Origin of the sequence: Pseudomonas fakonensis, assembly GCF_019139895.1 — a bacterium.
Classification (GTDB): Bacteria; Pseudomonadota; Gammaproteobacteria; order Pseudomonadales; family Pseudomonadaceae; genus Aquipseudomonas; species Aquipseudomonas fakonensis.
In genome coordinates, this window is sequence record NZ_CP077076.1 from 1,288,483 (window position 1) to 1,307,594 (window position 19,112).

General features: G+C 65.9%; 18 protein-coding genes. 4 read left to right on the plus strand and 14 right to left on the minus strand.

Features of this window, described 5'->3' with window-relative positions; genetic code table 11:
• Positions 1-41 precede the first annotated feature (41 nt).
• From KSS94_RS05900 to metG, 7 genes are all read right to left on the minus strand, one after another.
• A complete protein-coding gene (locus KSS94_RS05900) occupies positions 42-218 on the minus strand; it encodes a PA3496 family putative envelope integrity protein (protein ID WP_217842098.1) in 177 nt (58 codons plus the stop codon).
• Positions 219-321: 103 nt separating this feature from the next.
• Complete coding sequence (gene nth / locus KSS94_RS05905) at positions 322-960, minus strand: endonuclease III (protein WP_217842099.1); 639 nt, start codon at positions 958-960, stop codon at positions 322-324.
• Between the two features lie 4 nt (positions 961-964).
• Complete coding sequence (locus KSS94_RS05910; protein WP_217842100.1) at positions 965-1,486, minus strand: NADH:quinone oxidoreductase; 522 nt, start codon at positions 1,484-1,486, stop codon at positions 965-967.
• On the minus strand, positions 1,479-2,093 hold the full coding sequence (locus tag KSS94_RS05915; RefSeq protein WP_217842101.1) for an RnfABCDGE type electron transport complex subunit G: 615 nt from the start codon (positions 2,091-2,093) through the stop codon (positions 1,479-1,481). The genes KSS94_RS05910 and KSS94_RS05915 overlap by 8 nt, the downstream gene beginning before the upstream one ends.
• Positions 2,090-3,070, minus strand: coding sequence for an RnfABCDGE type electron transport complex subunit D (locus KSS94_RS05920; RefSeq protein ID WP_217842102.1), 981 nt, complete (start codon positions 3,068-3,070; stop codon positions 2,090-2,092). The genes KSS94_RS05915 and KSS94_RS05920 overlap by 4 nt, the downstream gene beginning before the upstream one ends.
• Positions 3,067-3,615, minus strand: a complete 549-nt coding sequence (locus tag KSS94_RS05925) for an Rnf-Nqr domain containing protein (protein ID WP_217842103.1) — start codon at positions 3,613-3,615, stop codon at positions 3,067-3,069. The genes KSS94_RS05920 and KSS94_RS05925 overlap by 4 nt, the downstream gene beginning before the upstream one ends.
• A gap of 87 nt (positions 3,616-3,702) precedes the next feature.
• Positions 3,703-5,745 carry a methionine--tRNA ligase gene (metG, locus tag KSS94_RS05930; protein ID WP_217842104.1) on the minus strand — a complete coding sequence of 681 codons (2,043 nt, stop codon included), beginning with the start codon at positions 5,743-5,745 and terminating at the stop codon, positions 3,703-3,705.
• A 158-nt stretch (positions 5,746-5,903) separates the two neighbouring features.
• On the opposite strand from metG, the gene apbC reads away from it, so the two are divergent.
• On the plus strand, positions 5,904-6,998 hold the full coding sequence (gene apbC / locus KSS94_RS05935; protein ID WP_217842105.1) for an iron-sulfur cluster carrier protein ApbC: 1,095 nt from the start codon (positions 5,904-5,906) through the stop codon (positions 6,996-6,998).
• Between the two features lie 135 nt (positions 6,999-7,133).
• On the opposite strand, the gene KSS94_RS05940 is transcribed toward apbC, so the two are convergent.
• Positions 7,134-7,343 carry a cold-shock protein gene (locus tag KSS94_RS05940; protein ID WP_003254922.1) on the minus strand — a complete coding sequence of 70 codons (210 nt, stop codon included), beginning with the start codon at positions 7,341-7,343 and terminating at the stop codon, positions 7,134-7,136.
• Positions 7,344-7,685: 342 nt separating this feature from the next.
• On the opposite strand from KSS94_RS05940, the gene dcd reads away from it, so the two are divergent.
• Positions 7,686-8,252: a dCTP deaminase gene (dcd, locus tag KSS94_RS05945; protein ID WP_050704036.1), complete on the plus strand. Its 567-nt coding sequence runs from the start codon at positions 7,686-7,688 to the stop codon at positions 8,250-8,252.
• 99 nt (positions 8,253-8,351) lie between these two features.
• Positions 8,352-8,582, plus strand: a complete 231-nt coding sequence (locus tag KSS94_RS05950; protein ID WP_194789305.1) for a hypothetical protein — start codon at positions 8,352-8,354, stop codon at positions 8,580-8,582.
• Here KSS94_RS05950 and pdeM read toward each other — a convergent pair whose 3' ends face one another.
• The 5 genes from pdeM to KSS94_RS05975 form a co-directional block, all read right to left on the minus strand.
• Positions 8,583-9,239, minus strand: coding sequence for a ligase-associated DNA damage response endonuclease PdeM (gene pdeM, locus KSS94_RS05955; RefSeq protein WP_217842106.1), 657 nt, complete (start codon positions 9,237-9,239; stop codon positions 8,583-8,585).
• On the minus strand, positions 9,232-11,676 hold the full coding sequence (locus tag KSS94_RS05960; RefSeq protein ID WP_217842107.1) for a ligase-associated DNA damage response DEXH box helicase: 2,445 nt from the start codon (positions 11,674-11,676) through the stop codon (positions 9,232-9,234). The genes pdeM and KSS94_RS05960 overlap by 8 nt, the downstream gene beginning before the upstream one ends.
• A gap of 66 nt (positions 11,677-11,742) precedes the next feature.
• Positions 11,743-12,858: a succinylglutamate desuccinylase/aspartoacylase family protein gene (locus tag KSS94_RS05965; RefSeq protein ID WP_217842108.1), complete on the minus strand. Its 1,116-nt coding sequence runs from the start codon at positions 12,856-12,858 to the stop codon at positions 11,743-11,745.
• Between the two features lie 76 nt (positions 12,859-12,934).
• Positions 12,935-14,587 carry an ATP-dependent DNA ligase gene (locus KSS94_RS05970; protein ID WP_217842109.1) on the minus strand — a complete coding sequence of 551 codons (1,653 nt, stop codon included), beginning with the start codon at positions 14,585-14,587 and terminating at the stop codon, positions 12,935-12,937.
• On the minus strand, positions 14,584-15,600 hold the full coding sequence (locus tag KSS94_RS05975; protein ID WP_217842110.1) for a ligase-associated DNA damage response exonuclease: 1,017 nt from the start codon (positions 15,598-15,600) through the stop codon (positions 14,584-14,586). The genes KSS94_RS05970 and KSS94_RS05975 overlap by 4 nt, the downstream gene beginning before the upstream one ends.
• A gap of 515 nt (positions 15,601-16,115) precedes the next feature.
• Between KSS94_RS05975 and KSS94_RS05980 the strand changes: the two genes are divergently transcribed.
• Positions 16,116-16,541 carry a type II toxin-antitoxin system HicB family antitoxin gene (locus tag KSS94_RS05980; protein ID WP_217842111.1) on the plus strand — a complete coding sequence of 142 codons (426 nt, stop codon included), beginning with the start codon at positions 16,116-16,118 and terminating at the stop codon, positions 16,539-16,541.
• A gap of 58 nt (positions 16,542-16,599) precedes the next feature.
• Here the strand turns inward: KSS94_RS05980 and KSS94_RS05985 are convergent, their stop codons facing one another.
• Positions 16,600-19,029 (minus strand): penicillin acylase family protein, encoded by a 2,430-nt coding sequence (locus KSS94_RS05985; RefSeq protein ID WP_217842112.1) that lies wholly within the window; start codon positions 19,027-19,029, stop codon positions 16,600-16,602.
• Between the last annotated feature and the right edge of the window lie 83 nt (positions 19,030-19,112).

The window sequence follows — 19,112 nt, forward strand, 5'->3', positions numbered from 1 at the left end:
TGCAGAAAAGCCTCCGTGTCAGGAGGCTTTCTCGAGGTTCATCAGAGGTCGTAATCGAAGTCTGCCAGTTGTTTTTGCAGGCGGCGCTCTTCCAGCATGTTGTCGATGGTGCGGCGCTTGCTGAGGTTGGTCTTGGCCGTTTCGACCTGGGGTTCCACTTCCTCTTCCGCGCTGGTGAATTCGTCGTCGGCAGCAAGGTCTTCTTTATCGGTGCTCATGCGTCACTCCAAGCCAAAGGGCCATTGGCCGTCCTTATAGCTGGATTCGCGAAGCCGGTAAAAAAGATTTTTTCAATCGAATATTGCAATTTCCTCTATTGCATCAATCGTCGGAAGTCTTGAGCTTGTACTCGCACAAATCTTCGATGCGGCAACTGCCGCAGCGCGGCTTGCGCGCCTGGCAAACATAACGGCCATGCAGGATCAGCCAGTGATGGGCGTCGAGCAGGTAGTCCTTGGGGACAAACTTGAGCAGCTTCTTTTCTACCTCCAGCACGGTCTTGCCGGGGGCGATGCCGGTGCGGTTGCTGACCCGGAAGATATGCGTGTCGACCGCCATGGCCAGTTGCCCGAATGCCGTGTTCAGCACCACGTTGGCGGTTTTGCGGCCCACGCCCGGCAAGGCTTCCAGGGCTTCGCGGTTCTGCGGCACCTCGCCACCGTGCAGTTCGAGGAGCAGCCGGCAGGTCTCGATGACGTTCTTGGCCTTGCTGTTGTACAGCCCGATGGTCTTGATGTATTCGCTCAGCCCTTCCACGCCCAAGGCATGGATGGCCTGTGGCGTGTTGGCGGCCGGGTACAGGCGCGCGGTTGCCTTGTTCACGCCCACGTCGGTGGCCTGGGCCGAGAGAATAACGGCGATCAGCAATTCGAACGGCGTGGTGTAGGCGAGTTCGGTCTTGGGTTCCGGGTTGTCTTCGTGCAGCCTGCGAAAGATCTCCAGGCGTTTGGCGGCATTCATGGGGTCAAAGGGTTCCTTGACGGCGTGAGGGTGAAGGCGATGGACGCAGGCGATTGTACAGGCCCAGCAGCAGGCCGAGCAGTACCAGTGCGCCCGGGACCAGGGCGGCGATGTGCAACCCCATGCCGGCCAGCCACTGGCGGCCCAGGCCCAGGGCCAGGCAGGCCAGCAGTACCTCGGCCAGGCCCTTGAGCAGCGTTCGCCAGCGGTGCTGGGTGGGCAGCAGGTATTCGATGCTCATGCACTGCAGGGCGATGATTGCGGGGTAGTGGGCTAACGGCAGCGCCTGCGCCATGGCCCAGGCATCCAGCGCCAGTTGCAGGCAGGTTGCCGATGCGGCGGCCAGCATCAGGGCAGCCCAAGCCCGTGCTGCGCCGCCAAGGTGTGGCCGCAGCGGGGCCATCAGGCCTTGGTGCGCTGTGATCAGGCCCAGGCAGCAGGCGCCAGCCAGTGCGGCCTGGGCGAATGTCGAGGTGGCGCCCAGCAGCGGGGCCAGGCAGGCGGTCAGCAGCAGTGGCCTATTCATCGGCAGGCGCTGCCAGCAGTGACCGGCGATGTTCATCGAAATAACGCAAGGCATCCTGCGTGGCGTCGATCACCGCGCGCGAGGTGACGGTCGCCCCCGTCAATTGGTCGAACTGGCCTTGGTCGCGCTTGAGCGCCCAGGCCTGTGCTGGTGTGTCGCTGAAGCCTTTGCCTACGAACTGTTGCAGCCAATGCCGCGCCGGGTCGGCTAACTGGTCGCCAAGGCCGGGGCTTTCCTGTTGCTGCAGTACCTGAATGCCTTGCAAGCGACCATTGGCGGCGATGGCGATGGCCAGTTCGATTGGCCCGGCGTAGCCCTGGCATTGGCTGTGCAGCAGAATGGCGATGGCCTGGCCGGCAAGGGTCGCCCGGTAGCCGGCCAGCAGGCGGCTATGGCCCAGGTGTGTGTCGGCCAGCGGCAGGGGCGTGCGCAGTGGCTGGTTGTCATAGCTGCCCGCAGGCAGCACGGCCAGCCAGGCCTGCTCGCGCAGCTGGCGTTCGGCTTCGGCGATGGGGTGCTCGGTGGCCCGCTGCCAGGCCAGGCTCAGCGCCAGCGCCAGGCCCGTCACCAGTACCAGCAGCAGGATGCTGCGCGTGCGTGCGTTCATGTGCTTACAGCCTCCCGGCGCTCGGCCCAGCGATCAAGGGTTGGGGCCGCCAGGTTCATCAGCAGGATGGCGAATGCCGTGCCATCGGGCAGGCTGCTCCAGATGCGCATGGCATAGATGAGCAGGCCGGCGCCCACGCCAAAGGCCAGCCGTGCTCGGGCGCGCCTGCAGCCTGAGACCGGTTCGGTGGCAATGAAGAAAGCTGCCAGCATGGTCGAGCCGCTGAACAGGTGCAGCAGCGGCGAGCCATGGGAGTCCGAACCTGAGCCGTTCCAGCCCAGCAGGCTGAACAGCAGCAACCCGGCCAGCAGCCCGGCGGGTGCATGCCAGGTGAATACCTTGCGTTGCAAAAGCCACAGGCCGCCCAGCAGGAACGCCAGGTTCACCCACTCGCTGCCGCGCCCGCCGAGGTGACCGAAGGCTGGGTGGCTGGCGAACAGTTCGTCGATGGTCAGGCTGCGGTTGTGGTGCAAGGTATCGAGCAGCGTGGGGCTGGCCCAGGCGTCGATGCCTTGGCTGGCGGCGAAACTCAGGTTCAGGCTGTCGAGCAGGCCGGGCGCCTGGCCCGGCCAATGGTTCATCTGTGCCGGGAAACTCAGAAGGGCGAATGCGTACCCCAACATTGCCGGGTTGAACAGGTTTCGCCCGACACCGCCGAACGCTTGCTTGCCCAGCCCGATGGCGACGCAGGATGCCGCTACGGGTAGCCACCAGGGCGCCGGGGCGGGTAGGGCAGCGGCCAGTAAAACGGCGCTCACCACGGCGCTGCCGTCGGCCAATGCCGGGCCGATGGGTTGCTTGCGTCTCCACAGCAGTAGCGCCTCGCAGGCTGTCGCGCTGATGGTGCACAGCAGCAGGTTGATCGCAATGCCCCATCCGTGCAGCCAGAACAGCGTCAAAAGGCCAGGGGCGCAGGCCAGCAGCGCCAGGTTCATGGCGTTGCGCAAGCGCGGGTCAGGCATAACCTGCGGGGTCATGGCTCGAACATTCCGCTCAGCCCCGAGAACGCCATCGCCATGATACCGGCACCGATCAGCGAAATGGGCAGGCCACGCAAGGCCGCCGGGATGTCCGCATGCCGGCTGCGTTCAAGCACGCCTGCGAGCAACAGCAATGCCAGCCAGAAGCCAGCGCCGGCAATGAGCCCCCAGCGCAGGGCCTGCCAGGCGCTGTTGCCATCCTGGCTCAGCTCCAGCAGCAGGCCCAGCGTGGCGGCGTTGCCCATTAACACTACCTGCAAACCGGGTATCGGCCAGTCGGGGCGCAGGCGTTGCACCAGCAGCGCCAGGCACCAGGCGAGGGCGCCGAGCAGTGGCAACAACAGGAACAGGCGCATGGCCTGCAGCCCGAGCGGGGCCAGCAGTTCGTGCTGCAACAGGTAGCCCACAGGCAGCGCCACGACCATCAGCAATGCGCTGCAGGCGCCAAGGGCATGCAGTCGACGGCGCTCAGGCCGCTCGGGCTCGAGAGCCAGGATATTGATCAGCGCGGCGCTGAACAGGGCCAGGACGAAGTCGCTCATGAACATGCCGAAGGCCGGGAGTTGCCCTGATTATCGGGCAGCGGGCGGCAGATGCAAATGCCCCGGCCAGTGGCCGGGGCAGGGGGCTTACTTGATGCGCTGGCCAGGCTTGGCGCCGCTGTCCGGGCTCAGCAGGTAGATTTCTTCACCGCCGGGGCCGGCGGCCATGACCATGCCCTCGGAAACGCCGAAGCGCATTTTACGTGGCTTGAGGTTGGCCACCATCATGGTCAGGCGGCCTTCCAGCTGGCTCGGGTCGGGGTAGGCCGACTTGATGCCGGAGAACACGTTGCGACGCTCGTCACCAATGTCCAGGGTCAGTTGCAGCAGCTTGTCGGCACCCGGTACGGCTTCTGCCTTGACGATCAGCGCCACGCGCAAGTCGACAGCGGCGAAGGTGTCGAACTCGATCTCGGCCGACAGTGGGTCCTTGGCCAGCTCGCCATTGCCGGCCGGCGCCTGCTGGGCTTCGGCGGCCAGCAGGTCTTCCTTGCTGGCGGCGACCATGGCTTCGACTTTGCTCAGCTCTATCCGGCTCATCAGTGCCTTGAACGGGTTCAGCTGGTGGTTTTCCAGGCGCGACTGGTGGTCGTTCCAAGTCAACGGGGCGACGTTGAGGAAGGCTTCGGCATCGCTGGCCAGCACTGGCAGCACCGGCTTGAGGAAGATCACCAGCTGGCGGAACAGGTTGATGCCCTGGGCACAGATGGCCTGCACTTCGTCCTGCTTGCCTTCCTGCTTGGCCAGCGACCACGGCGCCTTGTCGGCAATCCAGGCGTTGGCACGGTCGGCCAGGGCCATGATTTCGCGCATGGCGCGGCCAAAGTCGCGGCCTTCGTAGGCATCGCCAATGGACGGTGCTGCAGCCAGGAAGGCTTCGGTCAGTTCGGGGGCGGCGTCGCCTGCGACCATCACACCGTCGTTGCCCTTGTGAATGAAGCCTGCGCAGCGGCTGGCGATGTTCACCACCTTGCCCACCAGGTCGGAATTGACCTTCTGCACGAAGTCCTCGAGGTTCAGGTCGAGGTCGTCCACGCCACGGCCGAGCTTGGCCGCGTAGTAGTAGCGCAGGTATTCCGGCTGCAGGTGGTCGAGGTAGGTGCGCGCCTTGATGAAGGTGCCGCGCGACTTGGACATCTTGGCGCCGTTGACGGTGAGATAACCGTGTACGTTGACTGCGGTTGGCTTGCGCAACCCCGCGCCTTCGAGCATGGCTGGCCAGAACAAGGCGTGGAAGTTGACGATGTCCTTGCCGATGAAGTGGTACAGCTCGGCCTTGGAGCCCTCGTTCCAGAACGCGTCGAAGTCCAGCTCCGGGCGGCGTGCGCAAAGGTTCTTGAAGCTGGCCATGTAGCCGATCGGCGCATCCAGCCACACGTAGAAGTACTTGCCAGGCTCACCCGGGATCTCGAAGCCGAAGTACGGCGCATCGCGGGAGATGTCCCACTCTTGCAGGCCCGAGTCCAGCCATTCGGCGAGCTTGTTGGCCACCGCATCCTGCAGGGTGCCGCTGCGGGTCCACTGCTGCAGCATGGCCTGGAAGTCAGGCAGCTTGAAGAAGAAGTGCTGGGAGTCGCGCAGTACCGGGGTGGCACCGGAGATCGCCGACTTGGGGTTTTTCAGTTCGGTCGGGGCGTAGGTGGCGCCGCATTTTTCGCAGTTGTCGCCGTACTGGTCTTCGGCCGCGCATTTGGGGCAGGTGCCCTTGATGAAGCGGTCGGCGAGGAACATGCCCTTTTCAGGGTCGAAGTACTGGGTCACCGAGCGGGTGGCGATGTGCCCGGCGTCGCGCAGGCGGCCGTAGATCAGGCTCGACAGCTCGCGGTTTTCGTCGCTGTGGGTGGAGTGGAAGTTGTCGAAGTCCACCAGAAAATCAGCGAAGTCGCTGCTGTGTTCAGCTTGGACGTTGGCGATCAGTTGCTCCGGGGTGATGCCTTCTTTTTCGGCGCGCAGCATGATGGCCGAACCGTGGGCGTCGTCGGCGCAGACGTAGATGCACTGGTTGCCACGCAGCTTCTGGAAGCGTACCCACATGTCCGTCTGGATGTACTCCAGCATATGGCCAAGGTGGATCGATCCATTGGCATAGGGCAGGGCGCTGGTGACGAGAATCTGACGTGGCTCGGACATGGTGGCTCGGCTACTTATCTGGCTACGGGGTAAAAATGAGGGTGATCGGCCACTATAAAGGGCTGGCGAAGATATTTCACCCCGCGAACGCATATGCTGACGATTGACGGGTTAGCATAGGCGCCTGTTCAGTATTCAGTTTGCCAATGGGAGTGTCCATGAGTGCCGTCACCCGTGCCGCCATCGAAGGCGTGCTTCGCCAGTACACCGACCCCTACCTGAACCAGGACCCGGTCAGCGCCGGCTGCGTGCAGGCCATCGACATCCAGGGCGGGCAGGTCAGCGTGCAGCTGCAGCTCGGTTATGCCGCCGGGCTGTTCAAGGGTGGCTGGGCCCAGGTGCTGCAGACGGCCATCGGCAACCTCGACGGGGTGAGTGCGGCTAGCGTCACCATCGACTGCCAGATCGCCACCCACAAGGCCCAGGCCCAGGTGCCGGCCATGGCCAACGTGAAGAACATCATCGCCGTGGCTTCGGGCAAGGGCGGCGTGGGCAAGTCGACCACCGCGGCCAACCTGGCCCTGGCGCTGGCCCGCGAAGGTGCACGAGTGGGCATTCTCGACGCTGACATCTACGGCCCCAGCCAGGGCGTGATGTTCGGCATACCCGAAGGTACCCGCCCACAGGTGCGCGAGCAGAAGTGGTTCGTGCCGATCAAGGCCCATGGTGTCGAGGTGATGTCCATGGCCTTTCTCACCGACGACAACACGCCGATGGTCTGGCGTGGCCCGATGGTTTCCGGTGCCCTGCTGCAGTTGGTCACCCAGACCGCCTGGGATGACCTGGACTACCTGGTGATCGACATGCCACCAGGTACCGGTGATATCCAGCTGACCCTGGCGCAGAAGGTGCCGGTGGCAGGTTCCGTGATCGTCACCACGCCGCAGGACCTGGCTTTGCTGGACGCCAAGAAGGGCGTCGAGATGTTCCGCAAGGTCAATATCCCGGTGCTGGGCGTGGTGGAGAACATGGCCGTGCACATCTGCTCCAACTGCGGCCACGCCGAGCACTTGTTCGGTGAAGGCGGTGGCGAGAAGCTGGCGGCGCAGTACGGCGTCGAGCTGCTGGCTTCGCTGCCGCTGTCGATGCTGATCCGCGAGCAGGCCGACAGCGGCAAGCCGACGGCCATCGCCGAGCCGGAAAGTCAGATCGCCATGGTTTACCAGGAGCTGGCGCGGCAGGTGGGCGCGCGCATTGTGCTGCAGGAAGCGGCGGCACCTGCGATGCCGAGCATTACCATCAGCGAAGACTGAACCGATCAAGAGCTTGTGGGAGCGGGCTTGCCCCGCGATGGATGGCAGCGCCGCTCCCGCTTTCAAACCCTGCAGACAGGCACAAAAAAACCCGCCAATGGCGGGTTTTTTCTGAAGCGAGGAAGCTAAATCGACTTAGGCGATTTGAACTTCTTCAGCCTGCATGCCTTTCTGGCCGCGGGTAGCGACGAAAGTAACAGCCTGGCCTTCTTTCAGGGTTTTGAAGCCGTCAGCTTGGATGGCTTTGAAGTGCACGAACAGGTCGTCGCCCGACTGAGGGGTGATGAAGCCGTAGCCTTTCTCGTCGTTGAACCACTTAACAACACCGGATTGACGGTTGGACATTTTTCTGTCTCCTTGGACAAAGTTTTGTGGCGGCCTGGGAAAACCCCGAGCCGTGAACTGAGTGCAAAGGAGCAGAAGGTGTCAGGAGATGGGCCGATCGTAAATCGTGCATCAAACAGATCTTCGGTGTCGCGTGCAGCACAGTGGGCGTAACCTTAACCCACTTTCCCTGACCTGCCAATAACCCTGGGCATGTTTGTCGCAATTCGGATCGACGGTGCCTGCAAGCCCCGTCCGGCGGGGATTGCAGCATGAAGGAGGGATCTGACTTTGCCGCAGGCGCCGGGACCGGTAAGATGCGCGTCACGATTTTTTTCACCTTGCACTCTCAGGACACCCGCCATGAGCATCAAATCGGACAAGTGGATTCGCCGCATGGCGCAGGAACACGGCATGATCGAACCGTTCGTCGAGCGCCAGGTGCGCGGCGAGCAAGACAGCCGGGTCATCTCCTTCGGTGTCTCCAGCTACGGCTACGACGTGCGCTGCGCCGACGAATTCAAGGTGTTCACCAACATCAACTCGGCCACCGTCGACCCCAAGAACTTCGATGCCGGCAGCTTCGTCGACATCAAGAGCGATGTGTGCATCATCCCGCCGAACTCCTTTGCCCTGGCCCGCACCGTCGAATACTTCCGCATTCCGCGCGATGTGCTGACCATCTGCCTGGGCAAGAGCACCTACGCCCGTTGCGGCATCATCGTCAACGTCACCCCGCTGGAACCTGAGTGGGAAGGCCACGTGACCCTGGAGTTCTCCAACACCACCACGCTGCCGGCGAAGATCTACGCCAACGAAGGCGTGGCGCAGATGCTGTTCCTGCAGTCCGACGAAGCATGCGAAGTTTCGTACAAGGACCGCGGCGGCAAGTACCAGGGCCAGCGCGGCGTCACCCTGCCGCGTACCTGAGCCGACCAACTGCGGGGAATTGTTCGCCGGCAGTGCACTCCAAATCTTGAACGGTCCCGGCGCGCATGACGTGCGCCGGCTCTAGTCAGGAGCTGCCCCATGAAACTCGACCCCGCAATCAGCGCCAAGCTGGCCGTGCTGCAGCCGAACCAGATCGGCTTGCCGGCCTGGTCGCTGCTGGCCCACCCGCCCACGCCGCTGCAGGCCGGCGGCGTGCCGCACCAGCCCGACCCCGACACCCCGCAGCCGCCGGAGCCCGGCGAGCATCCGCCGATGGAGCCGGGCGAGCCAACCCTGCCTGACGAGCCGCCTCCCGCCCCTGTTGCTTGATCATGCCCCCAGCGGCCAGACCTGTCCGGCACCCGCCAGGTAAAGGCGCGTGCCGGCCTCTGCTTGCACATTCCAGCCGCCGGTGAATTCACCGAACGCGGGTAGCAGCGCTACCTGCGGGCCAAACACGAAACACGGCATGCGCAGCCGCTGGCGGCCCCGCCCGCGCAGTACGTAGGCCGGGTGCACATGCCCGGCCAGTACCGGATGGGTGGCATGGGGATCGGGTTCGTGGCACAGGGCAAAGGGCTCCAGCAGCCAGGGCTCTTCATGCACCGTAATAGCCAACTGCGCAGGCGGGTCACCCGCGTGGCGGTCGTGGTTACCGCGCACCAGCACGATCTGCAAGGCCGAGTGGCGTTCACGCCAGGCCTGCAGGGCAGCCAGGGTTGCCGGCGCGCGGGCGCTGCGGGCATGCAGAAAGTCGCCCAGCACGATCAGCGTCGAGCAGCCATGGGCGGCCAGCAGCGCGTCGAGCCTGGCCAGTGTCGCTTGCGTGGTGCCGTGCGGCACCGGTTGGTGCTGCGCCCGGTAGCTGGCGGCCTTGCCGATATGCAGGTCGGCCACCAGCAGCGCTTGCCGCCTGGGCCAGTAGACGGCTTTGTCGGCGAGCAGCAGCAGGGTTTCGCCGGCATAGCCGATTGCCAACTCATCCATGCCCGTTACCTGCGGCGTTTTCCAGCTCTGCCACCATCCGGGCGATGCGGTCGGCCAGTTTCTCGGTGCTCAGGGTTTCGCGCATGCCTTCCACCAGCAGGGTGAAGGCCAGCGGGCCGGGGCGTTTGAGGGCATGCAGGTCCAGCTGTTGGCTGCTCATGCGTTGCAAATGCCTGTGCAACCGGTCGATTTCCAGCTCCTCGCCCAGTACTTCGTCGCGGGCCTGGCCCAGTAGCAGGTTGCCCGGGTCATGCTTGCGAAACACCTCGAAGAACAGCCCGCTGGAGGCCTGGATCTGTCGGGTGCTTTTTTGCGCCGCCGGGTAGCCGCCGAATACCAACCCGGAAATCCGGGCGATTTCGCGAAAGCGGCGCAGGGCCATTTCGCTGGCATTGAGGCTGGCCAGCACGTCTTCGAGTACCTGCCCGGCGCTCAACGCCGCTGGCAAGTGGGTGGCCCAGTCCACCCGGCTGGGGGTGAGCAGTTCGAAGCCGTAGTCACTCACCGCGATCGACACCGACAGCGGCTGAGCACGGCTGACCCGCCAGGCGATCAGGCTGGCCAGCCCCAGGTTGGCCATGCGCCCGGCAAAGGGGTAGAGGAACAGGTGCGAGCCCTGGCGGCTGCTCAGGGTTTCGGCCAGCAGGGTGGTGCGGGTGGGCAGTGCCGACCAGCTTGCCTGCAATGTCAGCAGCGGGCGCACCGCACGCAGTTCGGGGCTTTCGAAGTGGCCGTGGGAGGCGGCCTCCAATTGCTCGACCAGGGCGTCGGCCAGTTCGCTGGACAACGGCATGCGCCCGCCATTCCAGCGTGCCACGGCTGCCTTGCGAGAGGTGCTGCGGCGCACATAGGCGGTCATGTTCTCGACCCGCACCAACTCCAGCATCCGCCCGGCGAACATCAGCGTGTCGCCGGGGCGCAGGCGGGCGATGAAAGCCTCCTCAACGCTACCCAGCGCCTTGCCGCCGCCCTTGCTCCAGAATTTCAGTTGCAGGCTGGCCTCGCTGACGATGGTCCCGATGCCCATGCGATGGCGCCGCGCCAGGCGTTCACTGGTCACCCGCCAGATGCCGTCGGCGTGGGCCTCCACGCGCTGATAGTCAGGGTAGGCACCCAAGGCGCTGCCGCCGTTGTGCACGAACGCCAGCGCCCACTGCCACTGGCTGGCCTGCAGGTCGCGGTAGGCCCAGGTGCTGCGCACTTCGGCCAGCAGTTGCTCGGGGCGCATGCCGGCGCCCAGAGCCATGCTCACCAGGTGCTGCACCAGCACATCCATGCACAGCCGTGGTGAGCGCCGGGCCTCGATGTGCCCGGCGGCCAGTGCCTGGCGGGCCGCCGCCGCCTCCACCAGCTCCAGGCTGTGGGTGGGCACCAGGGTGATGCGCGAGGTGCGCCCCGGCGCATGCCCGGAGCGCCCGGCGCGCTGCATCAGCCGGGCGATGCCCTTGGCTGAGCCGACCTGCAACACCCGCTCCACCGGCAAAAAGTCTACCCCCAGGTCCAGGCTCGAGGTGCACACCACGGCCTTGAGTTGGCCCTGCTTGAGCGCCCCCTCGACCCAGTTGCGGGTTTCCCGGGCCAGCGAGGCGTGGTGCAGGGCGATCAGCCCGGCCCACTCTGGGCGCGCCTCCAGCAGTGCCTGGTACCACAGCTCGGCCTGGGCGCGGGTGTTGGTGAACACCAGGCTGCTGGCACTGCCGTCCAGTTCGGCGGCCACCTGGGCGAGCATCTTCAGGCCCATGTGCCCGGCCCAGGGGAAGCGCTCAAGCTGTGCCGGGATCAGGGTGTCGACGATCAGGCGCTTGTTCTGGCGCCCCTTGAGCAGCAGGCCGCCATCCGGCACCAGCACCTGTAAGGCGTGCTCGAGGTTGCCCAGGGTCGCCGACAGCCCCCATACCACCAACTGCGGCCGCCAACGGCGCAGCCGTGCCAGGGCCAGTTGCAGTTGCACCCCGCGCTTGTTGCCCAGCAGCTCATGCCATTCATCCACCACCACCAGGCGCAGGCTGGCGAAGTCCTGTTCGGCCTGGGCACGGGTCAGCAGCAGGGTCAGGCTCTCGGGGGTAGTGATCAGTGCGCTGGGCAGACGCCGCGCCTGGCGGGCGCGCTCGGCGCTGCCGGTGTCGCCGCTGCGCACGGCCACGCTCCAGTTCAACCCAAGCTCATCCAGTGGCACCTGCAAGGCCTGCGCGGTGTCGGCGGCCAGGGCGCGCATGGGGGTGATCCACAGCACCTGCAACGGGGCGGGTTGGCGGCCGGCGGCGGTGCCAGCGAAGGCACGCAGCGCGCCCAGCCAGAGCGCGTAGGTTTTGCCGGCACCGGTGCTGGCGTGCAGCAGGCCGCTTTCGCCACGGTCGATGGCGGCCCACGCCTGGCGCTGGAAGGCGAACGGCTTCCAGCCGCGGCTGGTGAACCATGCGAGGGCGAGGTCGGGCATGCGGCGCGGGTCCTTCGAAGGCTGTGCTTCTAATGACCCTACGCGCCTGCGTTTGATTTTACCGGGTCAGTTGCCCAAAAGGTAGCCGCTGCGGCACACCTTCTGGCCGGCCACATGGGCCACCACCATGCCTGCCGTGGCCATGCGCCGCAGGCTGCGGGCGTACATCAGCCCGGCCTGGGTGGTGTGCAGCGGGGTCACCCGGTCGCTGAGCGGGTCGATCACCTCGGCCACCAGTTGCCCGGCTTCAAGCTGCTGCCCGGGTTTGGCATGGAACACCAGCAAACCGCCCAGCGGTGCGGTTACCGGCTCTACTGCGGCCAGTGGCGTAGCCGGCTGGCGCAGCGCCGGCAGCGGGGCCGGCTGGTCTTCGATCACGCCGCTGTGGGTGAGAAAGTCGAGGATCGCCTGGCAGTCCTGGCTGGCCAGGGCGTGGCTGACGTCGGCCTGGCCGCGCAGCTCTATGGTCACCGAGAAGCTGCCCAGGGGGATCGGGAAGCGCTTGGCGAAGCGTTGCTGCAATTGCCACCAGACTAGGCTGAAGCACTCGTCGAACGACTGCCCGCCCGAGTCGGTGGCCAGCAGGCTGGCCTGCACGCCCAGATAGCGCGCCAGTGGTTCGACCTGGGGCCAGGCTTCGGGGGTGGTGTACAGGTGCTCCACGGCCTCGAAGTCGCAGTGCAGGTCGAGCACCATGTCGGCGTCGCAGGCCAGCCGTTGCAGGGTCAGGCGTTGTGATTGCAGGGGCGTGCGTGCCGGGTGGGCGTCCAGGCCACGGCGCAGGTATTCGCGGATCAGCGCCAGGTTGTGGGCTGGGTCCTGAGTCAGGTGGGCTTCGACCTGGTCGCCGATGTTGTCTGCCAGGTCGACGAAGTTGCGGTTGAAGTTCTCGCCGCTTTGCAGTTCGAAACGGCCCAGGGGCGCGTCCAGCAGCACCTGCTCCAGGCCCACCGGGTTGGCCACCGGCACCAGGATGATTTCGCGGCGCAGGCGGCCTTGCTGCTCAAGTTCGGCCAAGCGCTGCTTCAGGTGCCAGGCCACCAGCATGCCGGGCAGTTCGTCGGCGTGCAGCGAGGCCTGGATGTACACCTTGGCGCCATCGCGCGGGCCAAAGTGAAAGCTGTGCAACTGGCGGGCGATGCCGGGCACGGGAGACAACAGGTCGTGGGTCGAGTGGTGCATGGGGGTCCTGATTGAAACGTTCTGTGACAAGGGCCGGGATCAAGGATAGAAGCACAACTTCGGGCCCGGTGCACCCTCAGCCGAGCAGCGCCTGCAGGGTTGCCAGGTCGTCGGCCTGTTCCACTGGCTTGTCGTGGCGCCAGCGCAGCATCCGCGGAAAACGCACGGCGATGCCGCTCTTGTGCCGTTTGGACAGGGCGATGCCTTCAAAGCCCAGCTCGAACACCAGCGTCGGGGTGACGCTGCGCACCGGGCCGAAGGTTTCCACGGTGGTCTTGCGGATGATGCCGTCGACCCGGCGCATTTCTTCGTCGCTGAGCCCGGAGTAAGCCTTGGCGAACGGCACCAGGCTGCGCCCGGGCGCACCAAACGGGGCGTCCCACACGGCGAAGGTGTAGTCGCTGTACAGGCTGGCGCGCCGGCCATGGCCGCGCTGGGCGTAGATCAGCACCGCATCGACGCTGAACGGGTCGACTTTCCACTTCCACCACAGGCCCACATCCTTGGTGCGGCCCACGCCGTACAGCGCGTCACGCTGCTTGAGCATCAGCCCCTCGACCCCCAGGCTGCGCGATGCTTCGCGCAGGCCCGCGAGGTCGGCCCAGCTGTCGCCGGCCAGCAGCGGCGACAGCAGCACGGGGGCCAGCGGGTGCTCCGCCAGCAGCTGCTCCAGTTGCTGACGGCGCACGTGCTGCGGGTGGTTGCGCCAGTCCTCGCCCTGGTATTCCAACAAGTCGTAGGCCTGCAGCACCACCGGGGCATCAGCCAGCAGTTTCTTGCCCAGCGTCTTGCGGCCCAGGCGTTGTTGCAGCAGGGCGAAGGGTTGCACGGCGATGCCTTCGACGCCGGGTTTCCAGACCAGTATTTCGCCATCGAGCACACTGCCGTCGGGCAGCATGTGCGCCAGGCCTTGCAGCTCGGGGAAGCGCTCGGTGACCAGCTCTTCGCCGCGCGACCACACCCACAACTGGCCATCACGCTTGACCACCTGGGCCCGGATGCCGTCCCATTTCCATTCCACCTGCCAGCCTTGCGGCGGGCCGAGCAGGGCGTCGAACTGCTCTACCGGGAGTTGCAGGGCATGGGCCAGAAAGAACGGGTAGGGCTGCCCGCCACGCTGCTGGTGTTCGTCGGCCGACTCCGGGGCGATCAGCTTGAGGTAGCTGGCGGCGACCGGGCGATGGCTGAGGTCGGTGTAACCGACCATTCGCTGGGCAACGCGTTTGGCGTCGAGGCCGGCCAGTTGCGCCAAGGCGCGGGTGACCAGCAGCTTTGACACCCCCACGCGAAAACTGCCGGTGACCAGTTTGAGGCTGAGCATCAGGCTCGGCCGGTCCAGTTGCGCCCACAACTGCGGCAGGCGTTCGCGTACCCGCTCTGCTGGCTGGCCGCGCAATGGCAGCAACTGCTGTTCGACCCAGTCGGCAAGCCCGGCATCACTGCCATGGGGGTTTTCCGGCAGCAGCAGCGAGACCGTCTCGGCCAGGTCGCCCACCGCCTGGTAGCTTTCCTCGAACAGCCACTCGGGTAGCCCCGACAGCTGCGTGGCCAGTTCGCGCAGCAACCGGCTCGGGACCATTTGCCGTGGCCGACCGCCGGCGAGGAAGTACACCGCCCAGGCGGCATCGGCAGCGGGCGCACTGGCGAAATAGTCACGCAGCGCCTGCAACTTGGCGTTGCTCGAAGTGGTGGCGTCCAGGCGCAGATACAGTTCGGCGAAGGCTTTCATGCCTCGGTTTCCACGGCCGGCGCATCATCTTCTTCGCCATATTCGGTGACGAAAGGGCGGGCATCCAGGCCTTGCTCGGTGAGGTAGCGCACCAACACGTTCACCGAACCATGGGTGACCATCACCCGTTGGGCGCCGGTCTGGCCGATGGCCCACAAAAGGCCCGGCCAGTCGGCGTGGTCGGAGAGCACGAAACCGCGGTCCACGCCGCGCCGCCGGCGGGTGCCGCGCAGGCGCATCCAGCCGCTGGCGAAGGCGTCGCGGTACTCGCCGAAGCGCTTCATCCAGCTGCTGCCGACGGCCGAGGGTGGGGCCAGTATCAGCGCCTGGCGCAGCAGTGGGTCGTTGCGCGGTACATCGCCGGCGTACAGGGTGGCTGGCAGTTGCACGCCGGCCTCGCGATAGACCCGGTTCAGCGGCTCCATCGCACCGTGCACGACAATCGGGCCAATGCTGGCGTCCAGCCCGTGGAGGATGCGCTGAGCCTTGCCGAAGGCATAGCAGAACAGCACGCTGGCCTTGCCCTGTGCGCAGTTGCCGCGCCACCAGGCGTTGATCTGGGCGAACACCTCGGCCTGGCTTGGCCAGCGGTAGATTGGCAGGCCGAAGGTCGACTCGGTGATGAAGGTGTGGCAGCGCACCGGCTCGAATGCTGCGCAGGTGGCGTCGGGCTCGACTTTGTAATCACCGGAGGCCACCCACACCTGGCCCTGATATTCCAGGCGCACCTGGGCCGAGCCCAACACGTGGCCTGCCGGGTGCAGGCTCAAGGTCACGCCGTGGTGCAGCAGGCGTTCGCCGTAGGGCAGGGTTTGCAAGTCGATTCCCGCGCCCAAGCGGCTGCGCAGCACGCCGGCGCCTGCGGCGGCAGTCAGGTAGTGGCGGTTGCCGGGGCGGGAGTGATCGCCGTGGCCGTGGGTGATCACCGCACGCTCTACCGGGCGCCAGGGGTCGATGTAGAAATCGCCGGGCGGGCAGTACAGGCCTTCGGGGCGGGCGATGACGAGGTCCATGGCGAGGGGGGCGGTGGTGGGTGGTACAAGGTGGGAGCGTGGGGGGAGGGGGAAAGTTCGGTTGGGGGAGTGTGCTCTCGGAATTGGCTTACAAAAATCTTGGAAATGGTGAATTGGTATTTGCTGTTCAATGGCCCCTTTAATGCCTTGGTGGTGCTGGAAGGTGTCTGGCGAAGTTATTGCTGCGCCTATGAAATCGAGCGCCGCCCGTGCGGCGCATCGCGGGCAAGCCCGCTCCCACATCTGTTTCGGGCCAGTCTCTTCTGTGCCATTACCTGGTCCGCCTTGTTGGCTCGACACAATTTCAGCATGGGCGCTTAGGCCGTTTCGCAAGGGTCAAGACATGTACCAAGGCGGACAGCGGTACTTTCACAGGACTCATTGGCCCGAAACAGATGTGGGAGCGGGCTTGCCCGCGATGCGCCGCGCGGGCGGCGCTCGATCTGATAGGCGCTGCAAGGCGTTCGGCGAACACATTGCAGCCTTCACCCAAACCCCTGAAACGAGGTATCGAGATGACCTTCGACTATCCGGTTGTCGTGCACTGCGAAGCCGGCAGCTTCTGGGTGAGCTGCCCAGACATTCCGGAAATGGCCAGTGCTGGTGACACCGTCGACGAGGCTCTGTTCGACGCGGTAGATGCACTAGAGTCGGCTATTTCGTTGTATATCGATCAGCGCAAGGCCATACCGCTGCCTTCACCCCGCCAACAGGATCAGGTGCTGGTCAGGTTGCCTGCACTGAGTGCTGCCAAGGCGGCGTTGTGGAACATCATGACTGAACAGAAGGTGACCAAGACCGAGTTGGCCAGACGCCTGGGCGTCAATCGCCCACAGGTGGATCGCCTGGTCGACCTGTTGCATCGCTCCAAGATCGAACAGGTCGAGCATGCTCTGCAGGTGCTTGGCCAGCGTATCGAGCTAGCGGTGGTCGCAGCCTGAAACCACCCAGCCATGAAAAAGCCGCCTGTGGCGGCGGCTTTTTCATGGCTGCTTGAACCTACTTCCCCGGCACCAGCGTCAAGCGCTGGTTGCCATAGGCCCGGCCGAAGTTCTGCGGCTGCAGCGGCAGGCTCATGAAGCGCCCCTTGAACCAGGCATCCAGCCCGTCGCTGTAGTGACGGCTGGCCGGGTTGCCCGACTGGCCGCTGCTGGTCAGCAGTTGCAGCGGCTCGGCCTGGCCGAAGTCGACGATCATACGCGCCGAGGCCGGCAGGCGGGTGTCGAAGTTGCTGCCCCAGGCGTAAGGGGTCAACGCCAGGGTGCTGAAGTCGCCACCGGCGGCCATTGGCGAGCGCTTGAGGCTGTCGCCCAGTCCCTGGTAACTGGCCGCTGGCCATTTGTACTGGTGCAGCTTGCCCCACTGCCAGGCGCGCCGGTCGGCGCCAAGCTGCGCGGTGCCGGCGTCGATCGCGCCGGCCAGGCTGCGGGCCAGAATGGTGGGCTTGTCTTCTTTCTGCGGGGTGTTGCGGTCATCCCAGAACGGGCTGTCGTCGCGGCCCAGCAGGTGGTCGGCCTGGGCTGAATACGACAACTGCGCGTTGCCGACGAAGGCTTGCCAGGCGGCGCCGGATTCCGGGCCGAGGTCGTCGAGGAAGGCCTGGCGGGTGACCTCCTGAAGGAACAGCTCATACAGCGCGGCATCGGCCGACACCGGGCTCAGGCGGCCGTCGAAGGCCTTGAGCCGGGTGAGTGCCTCGCGGGCCTTGTCGCGTTGGGCCGCGGGCAGGGCGTCGATGGCCTGCTTGAGCGGCTGGGCCATGCCCGGTGCGTCGAACATTTGCTTGAGCTTGGCTGCCAGCAGGGTCACCTGGTCGTTTTGCAGGGCCATCAGGCTGCGGCCGTCGTGGCGGCCATTGCCGGCCAGTTCGGCCAGGCGTTCGGCGCGCTCGGGGTAGTACCAGGTGCTCGACAGTTGCATGCCGTAGCCCTTGGGCTGGCTGCGCTGGTTGGCGTGGCCGATGAAGCCGCTGGGCGGGTCCTGGTCGTAGGGGTGAAGCATGGCGTCGGCGTAGCCGTCCCAGTCATAACGCCCGTCCCAGCCCGGCGAGGGCAGCAGGCCCTGGCCGTCGCGGCGGTTGGGGTAGCGGCCACTGACTTGCCAGCCGATGTGCTCGGGCTCGGCGAACACGAAGTTAAGCGCCGCAGCGCCCACTTCGCGGGTGCTGTCGAAAGCGCGCTCGAGGTTGCTGGCGCGGGTCAGGTCGAACAGCGCATCGAGGCTGCGGTCATCCTTGAGCTGCGGCAGGTGCAGGGCCAGGGCCAGGCTGCCGTGGCCCGGCAGCAGGGTGCCGTGACGGGTGTCGTACATCACCTCGCGCTGCGGGCGCTGGCCACGCACGAAGAAGGTCTCGTTGCGCGCGCGGGCCGCTTGCCACTTGCCGTCGGCCAGGTACGTCAGTTGGTTGCCCTGGCGGCGCACCTGCTCGAGGAACAGGTCCTGGTTGTCGGCCATCACCGCGCTGGCGCTGAAGGCCAGCTTGCCGTTGTAGCCGGCCAGCACGATCGGCAGGCCGGGCAGCGACAGCCCGGCCACCTGATACCTGGCGGTGTGGATCTGCACCGGGCTCAGGGCCCAGGCAGCGCGGCTGTCGCTGGCCAACAGGCTCTTGCCGCTGCGGCTGCGCTGCGGGCCCAGGGCCAGGTTGACCGAGCCCGGGGCGCCCAGCAGGCCGAGGTCGGCCAATTGCTGGCCGGCGGCGGCCAGCGAGGGCAGGCCCGGCAGTTGGCTGACCAGGTTGATGCCCTTGAGCTTGTCGGTTTCGGCATGGGCCAGGGGTTCGTCGGGGGCGCCAGGCAGCAGCCAGGCCAGCTTGTCGCTGCCGACTTTCTGCGCCAGGGTCAGGGCCGAGAGTTCTTCCTGCAGGTTCACCGACTGGCTGAACGCATACAGGCTGAAGATCAGCGCCGAGTCCTCGGGCTTCCAGTATTCAGGGCGGTAGCCGCTGCCGGCGAGTTCTGCCGGCAGCTTGTCGCGGTAGCGGAACAGGTAGGCGTTGACCCCGCGGGCGTACACCTCGAAGAAGCGCTTGAGCCGCGGCGAGGCGTCGGCGTAAAGCTGGCCGGCGCTTTGCTTGAGGTTGGCAGCGCGCATCAGGCGGTCGATTTCCAGCGCGTCGGGGCCGGCCAGTTCGGCCAGGCGGCCCTGGGCCAGCAGGCGCATGCTGAGCATCTGGCCGATGCGGTCACCGGCGTGCACATAGCCCAGGCTGAACAGTGCGTCGTGGAAGTTGCTGCTCTCGATCAGCGGCGCGCCCATGGCGTTGCGCCGTACCGAAACGTTCTGCGCCAGGCCCTTGAGCGGCTGCACGCCGGTGGTCGGCGGCACGCTGTCCTGATAGCCGCCCATCTGGCAGCCGGCCAGCGCAAGCAGGCCGAGCAGCGCGGCAGCACCGCCGAAGCGAAGGCGGAAGGGAGGTAGGACGGCCATGACGGGGCTCCTGCAGGGCGTGGCGGGGTTCGGAAGGCGCTAAGGTAGTGAGCGCGCAGTCGCCGTGCAAGGTGCCGGGGCGG

Bases quoted from the DNA above. Each gene is read 5' to 3' on its own strand.
- KSS94_RS05900 (WP_217842098.1), bottom strand. From the start codon at position 218: ATGAGCACCGATAAAGAAGACCTTGCTGCCGACGACGAATTCACCAGC.
- nth (WP_217842099.1), bottom strand. From the start codon at position 960: ATGAATGCCGCCAAACGCCTGGAGATCTTTCGCAGGCTGCACGAAGAC.
- KSS94_RS05910 (WP_217842100.1), bottom strand. From the start codon at position 1,486: ATGAATAGGCCACTGCTGCTGACCGCCTGCCTGGCCCCGCTGCTGGGC.
- KSS94_RS05915 (WP_217842101.1), bottom strand. From the start codon at position 2,093: ATGAACGCACGCACGCGCAGCATCCTGCTGCTGGTACTGGTGACGGGC.
- KSS94_RS05920 (WP_217842102.1), bottom strand. From the start codon at position 3,070: ATGACCCCGCAGGTTATGCCTGACCCGCGCTTGCGCAACGCCATGAAC.
- KSS94_RS05925 (WP_217842103.1), bottom strand. From the start codon at position 3,615: ATGAGCGACTTCGTCCTGGCCCTGTTCAGCGCCGCGCTGATCAATATC.
- metG (WP_217842104.1), bottom strand. From the start codon at position 5,745: ATGTCCGAGCCACGTCAGATTCTCGTCACCAGCGCCCTGCCCTATGCC.
- apbC (WP_217842105.1), top strand. From the start codon at position 5,904: ATGAGTGCCGTCACCCGTGCCGCCATCGAAGGCGTGCTTCGCCAGTAC.
- KSS94_RS05940 (WP_003254922.1), bottom strand. From the start codon at position 7,343: ATGTCCAACCGTCAATCCGGTGTTGTTAAGTGGTTCAACGACGAGAAA.
- dcd (WP_050704036.1), top strand. From the start codon at position 7,686: ATGAGCATCAAATCGGACAAGTGGATTCGCCGCATGGCGCAGGAACAC.
- KSS94_RS05950 (WP_194789305.1), top strand. From the start codon at position 8,352: ATGAAACTCGACCCCGCAATCAGCGCCAAGCTGGCCGTGCTGCAGCCG.
- pdeM (WP_217842106.1), bottom strand. From the start codon at position 9,239: ATGGATGAGTTGGCAATCGGCTATGCCGGCGAAACCCTGCTGCTGCTC.
- KSS94_RS05960 (WP_217842107.1), bottom strand. From the start codon at position 11,676: ATGCCCGACCTCGCCCTCGCATGGTTCACCAGCCGCGGCTGGAAGCCG.
- KSS94_RS05965 (WP_217842108.1), bottom strand. From the start codon at position 12,858: ATGCACCACTCGACCCACGACCTGTTGTCTCCCGTGCCCGGCATCGCC.
- KSS94_RS05970 (WP_217842109.1), bottom strand. From the start codon at position 14,587: ATGAAAGCCTTCGCCGAACTGTATCTGCGCCTGGACGCCACCACTTCG.
- KSS94_RS05975 (WP_217842110.1), bottom strand. From the start codon at position 15,600: ATGGACCTCGTCATCGCCCGCCCCGAAGGCCTGTACTGCCCGCCCGGC.
- KSS94_RS05980 (WP_217842111.1), top strand. From the start codon at position 16,116: ATGACCTTCGACTATCCGGTTGTCGTGCACTGCGAAGCCGGCAGCTTC.
- KSS94_RS05985 (WP_217842112.1), bottom strand. From the start codon at position 19,029: ATGGCCGTCCTACCTCCCTTCCGCCTTCGCTTCGGCGGTGCTGCCGCG.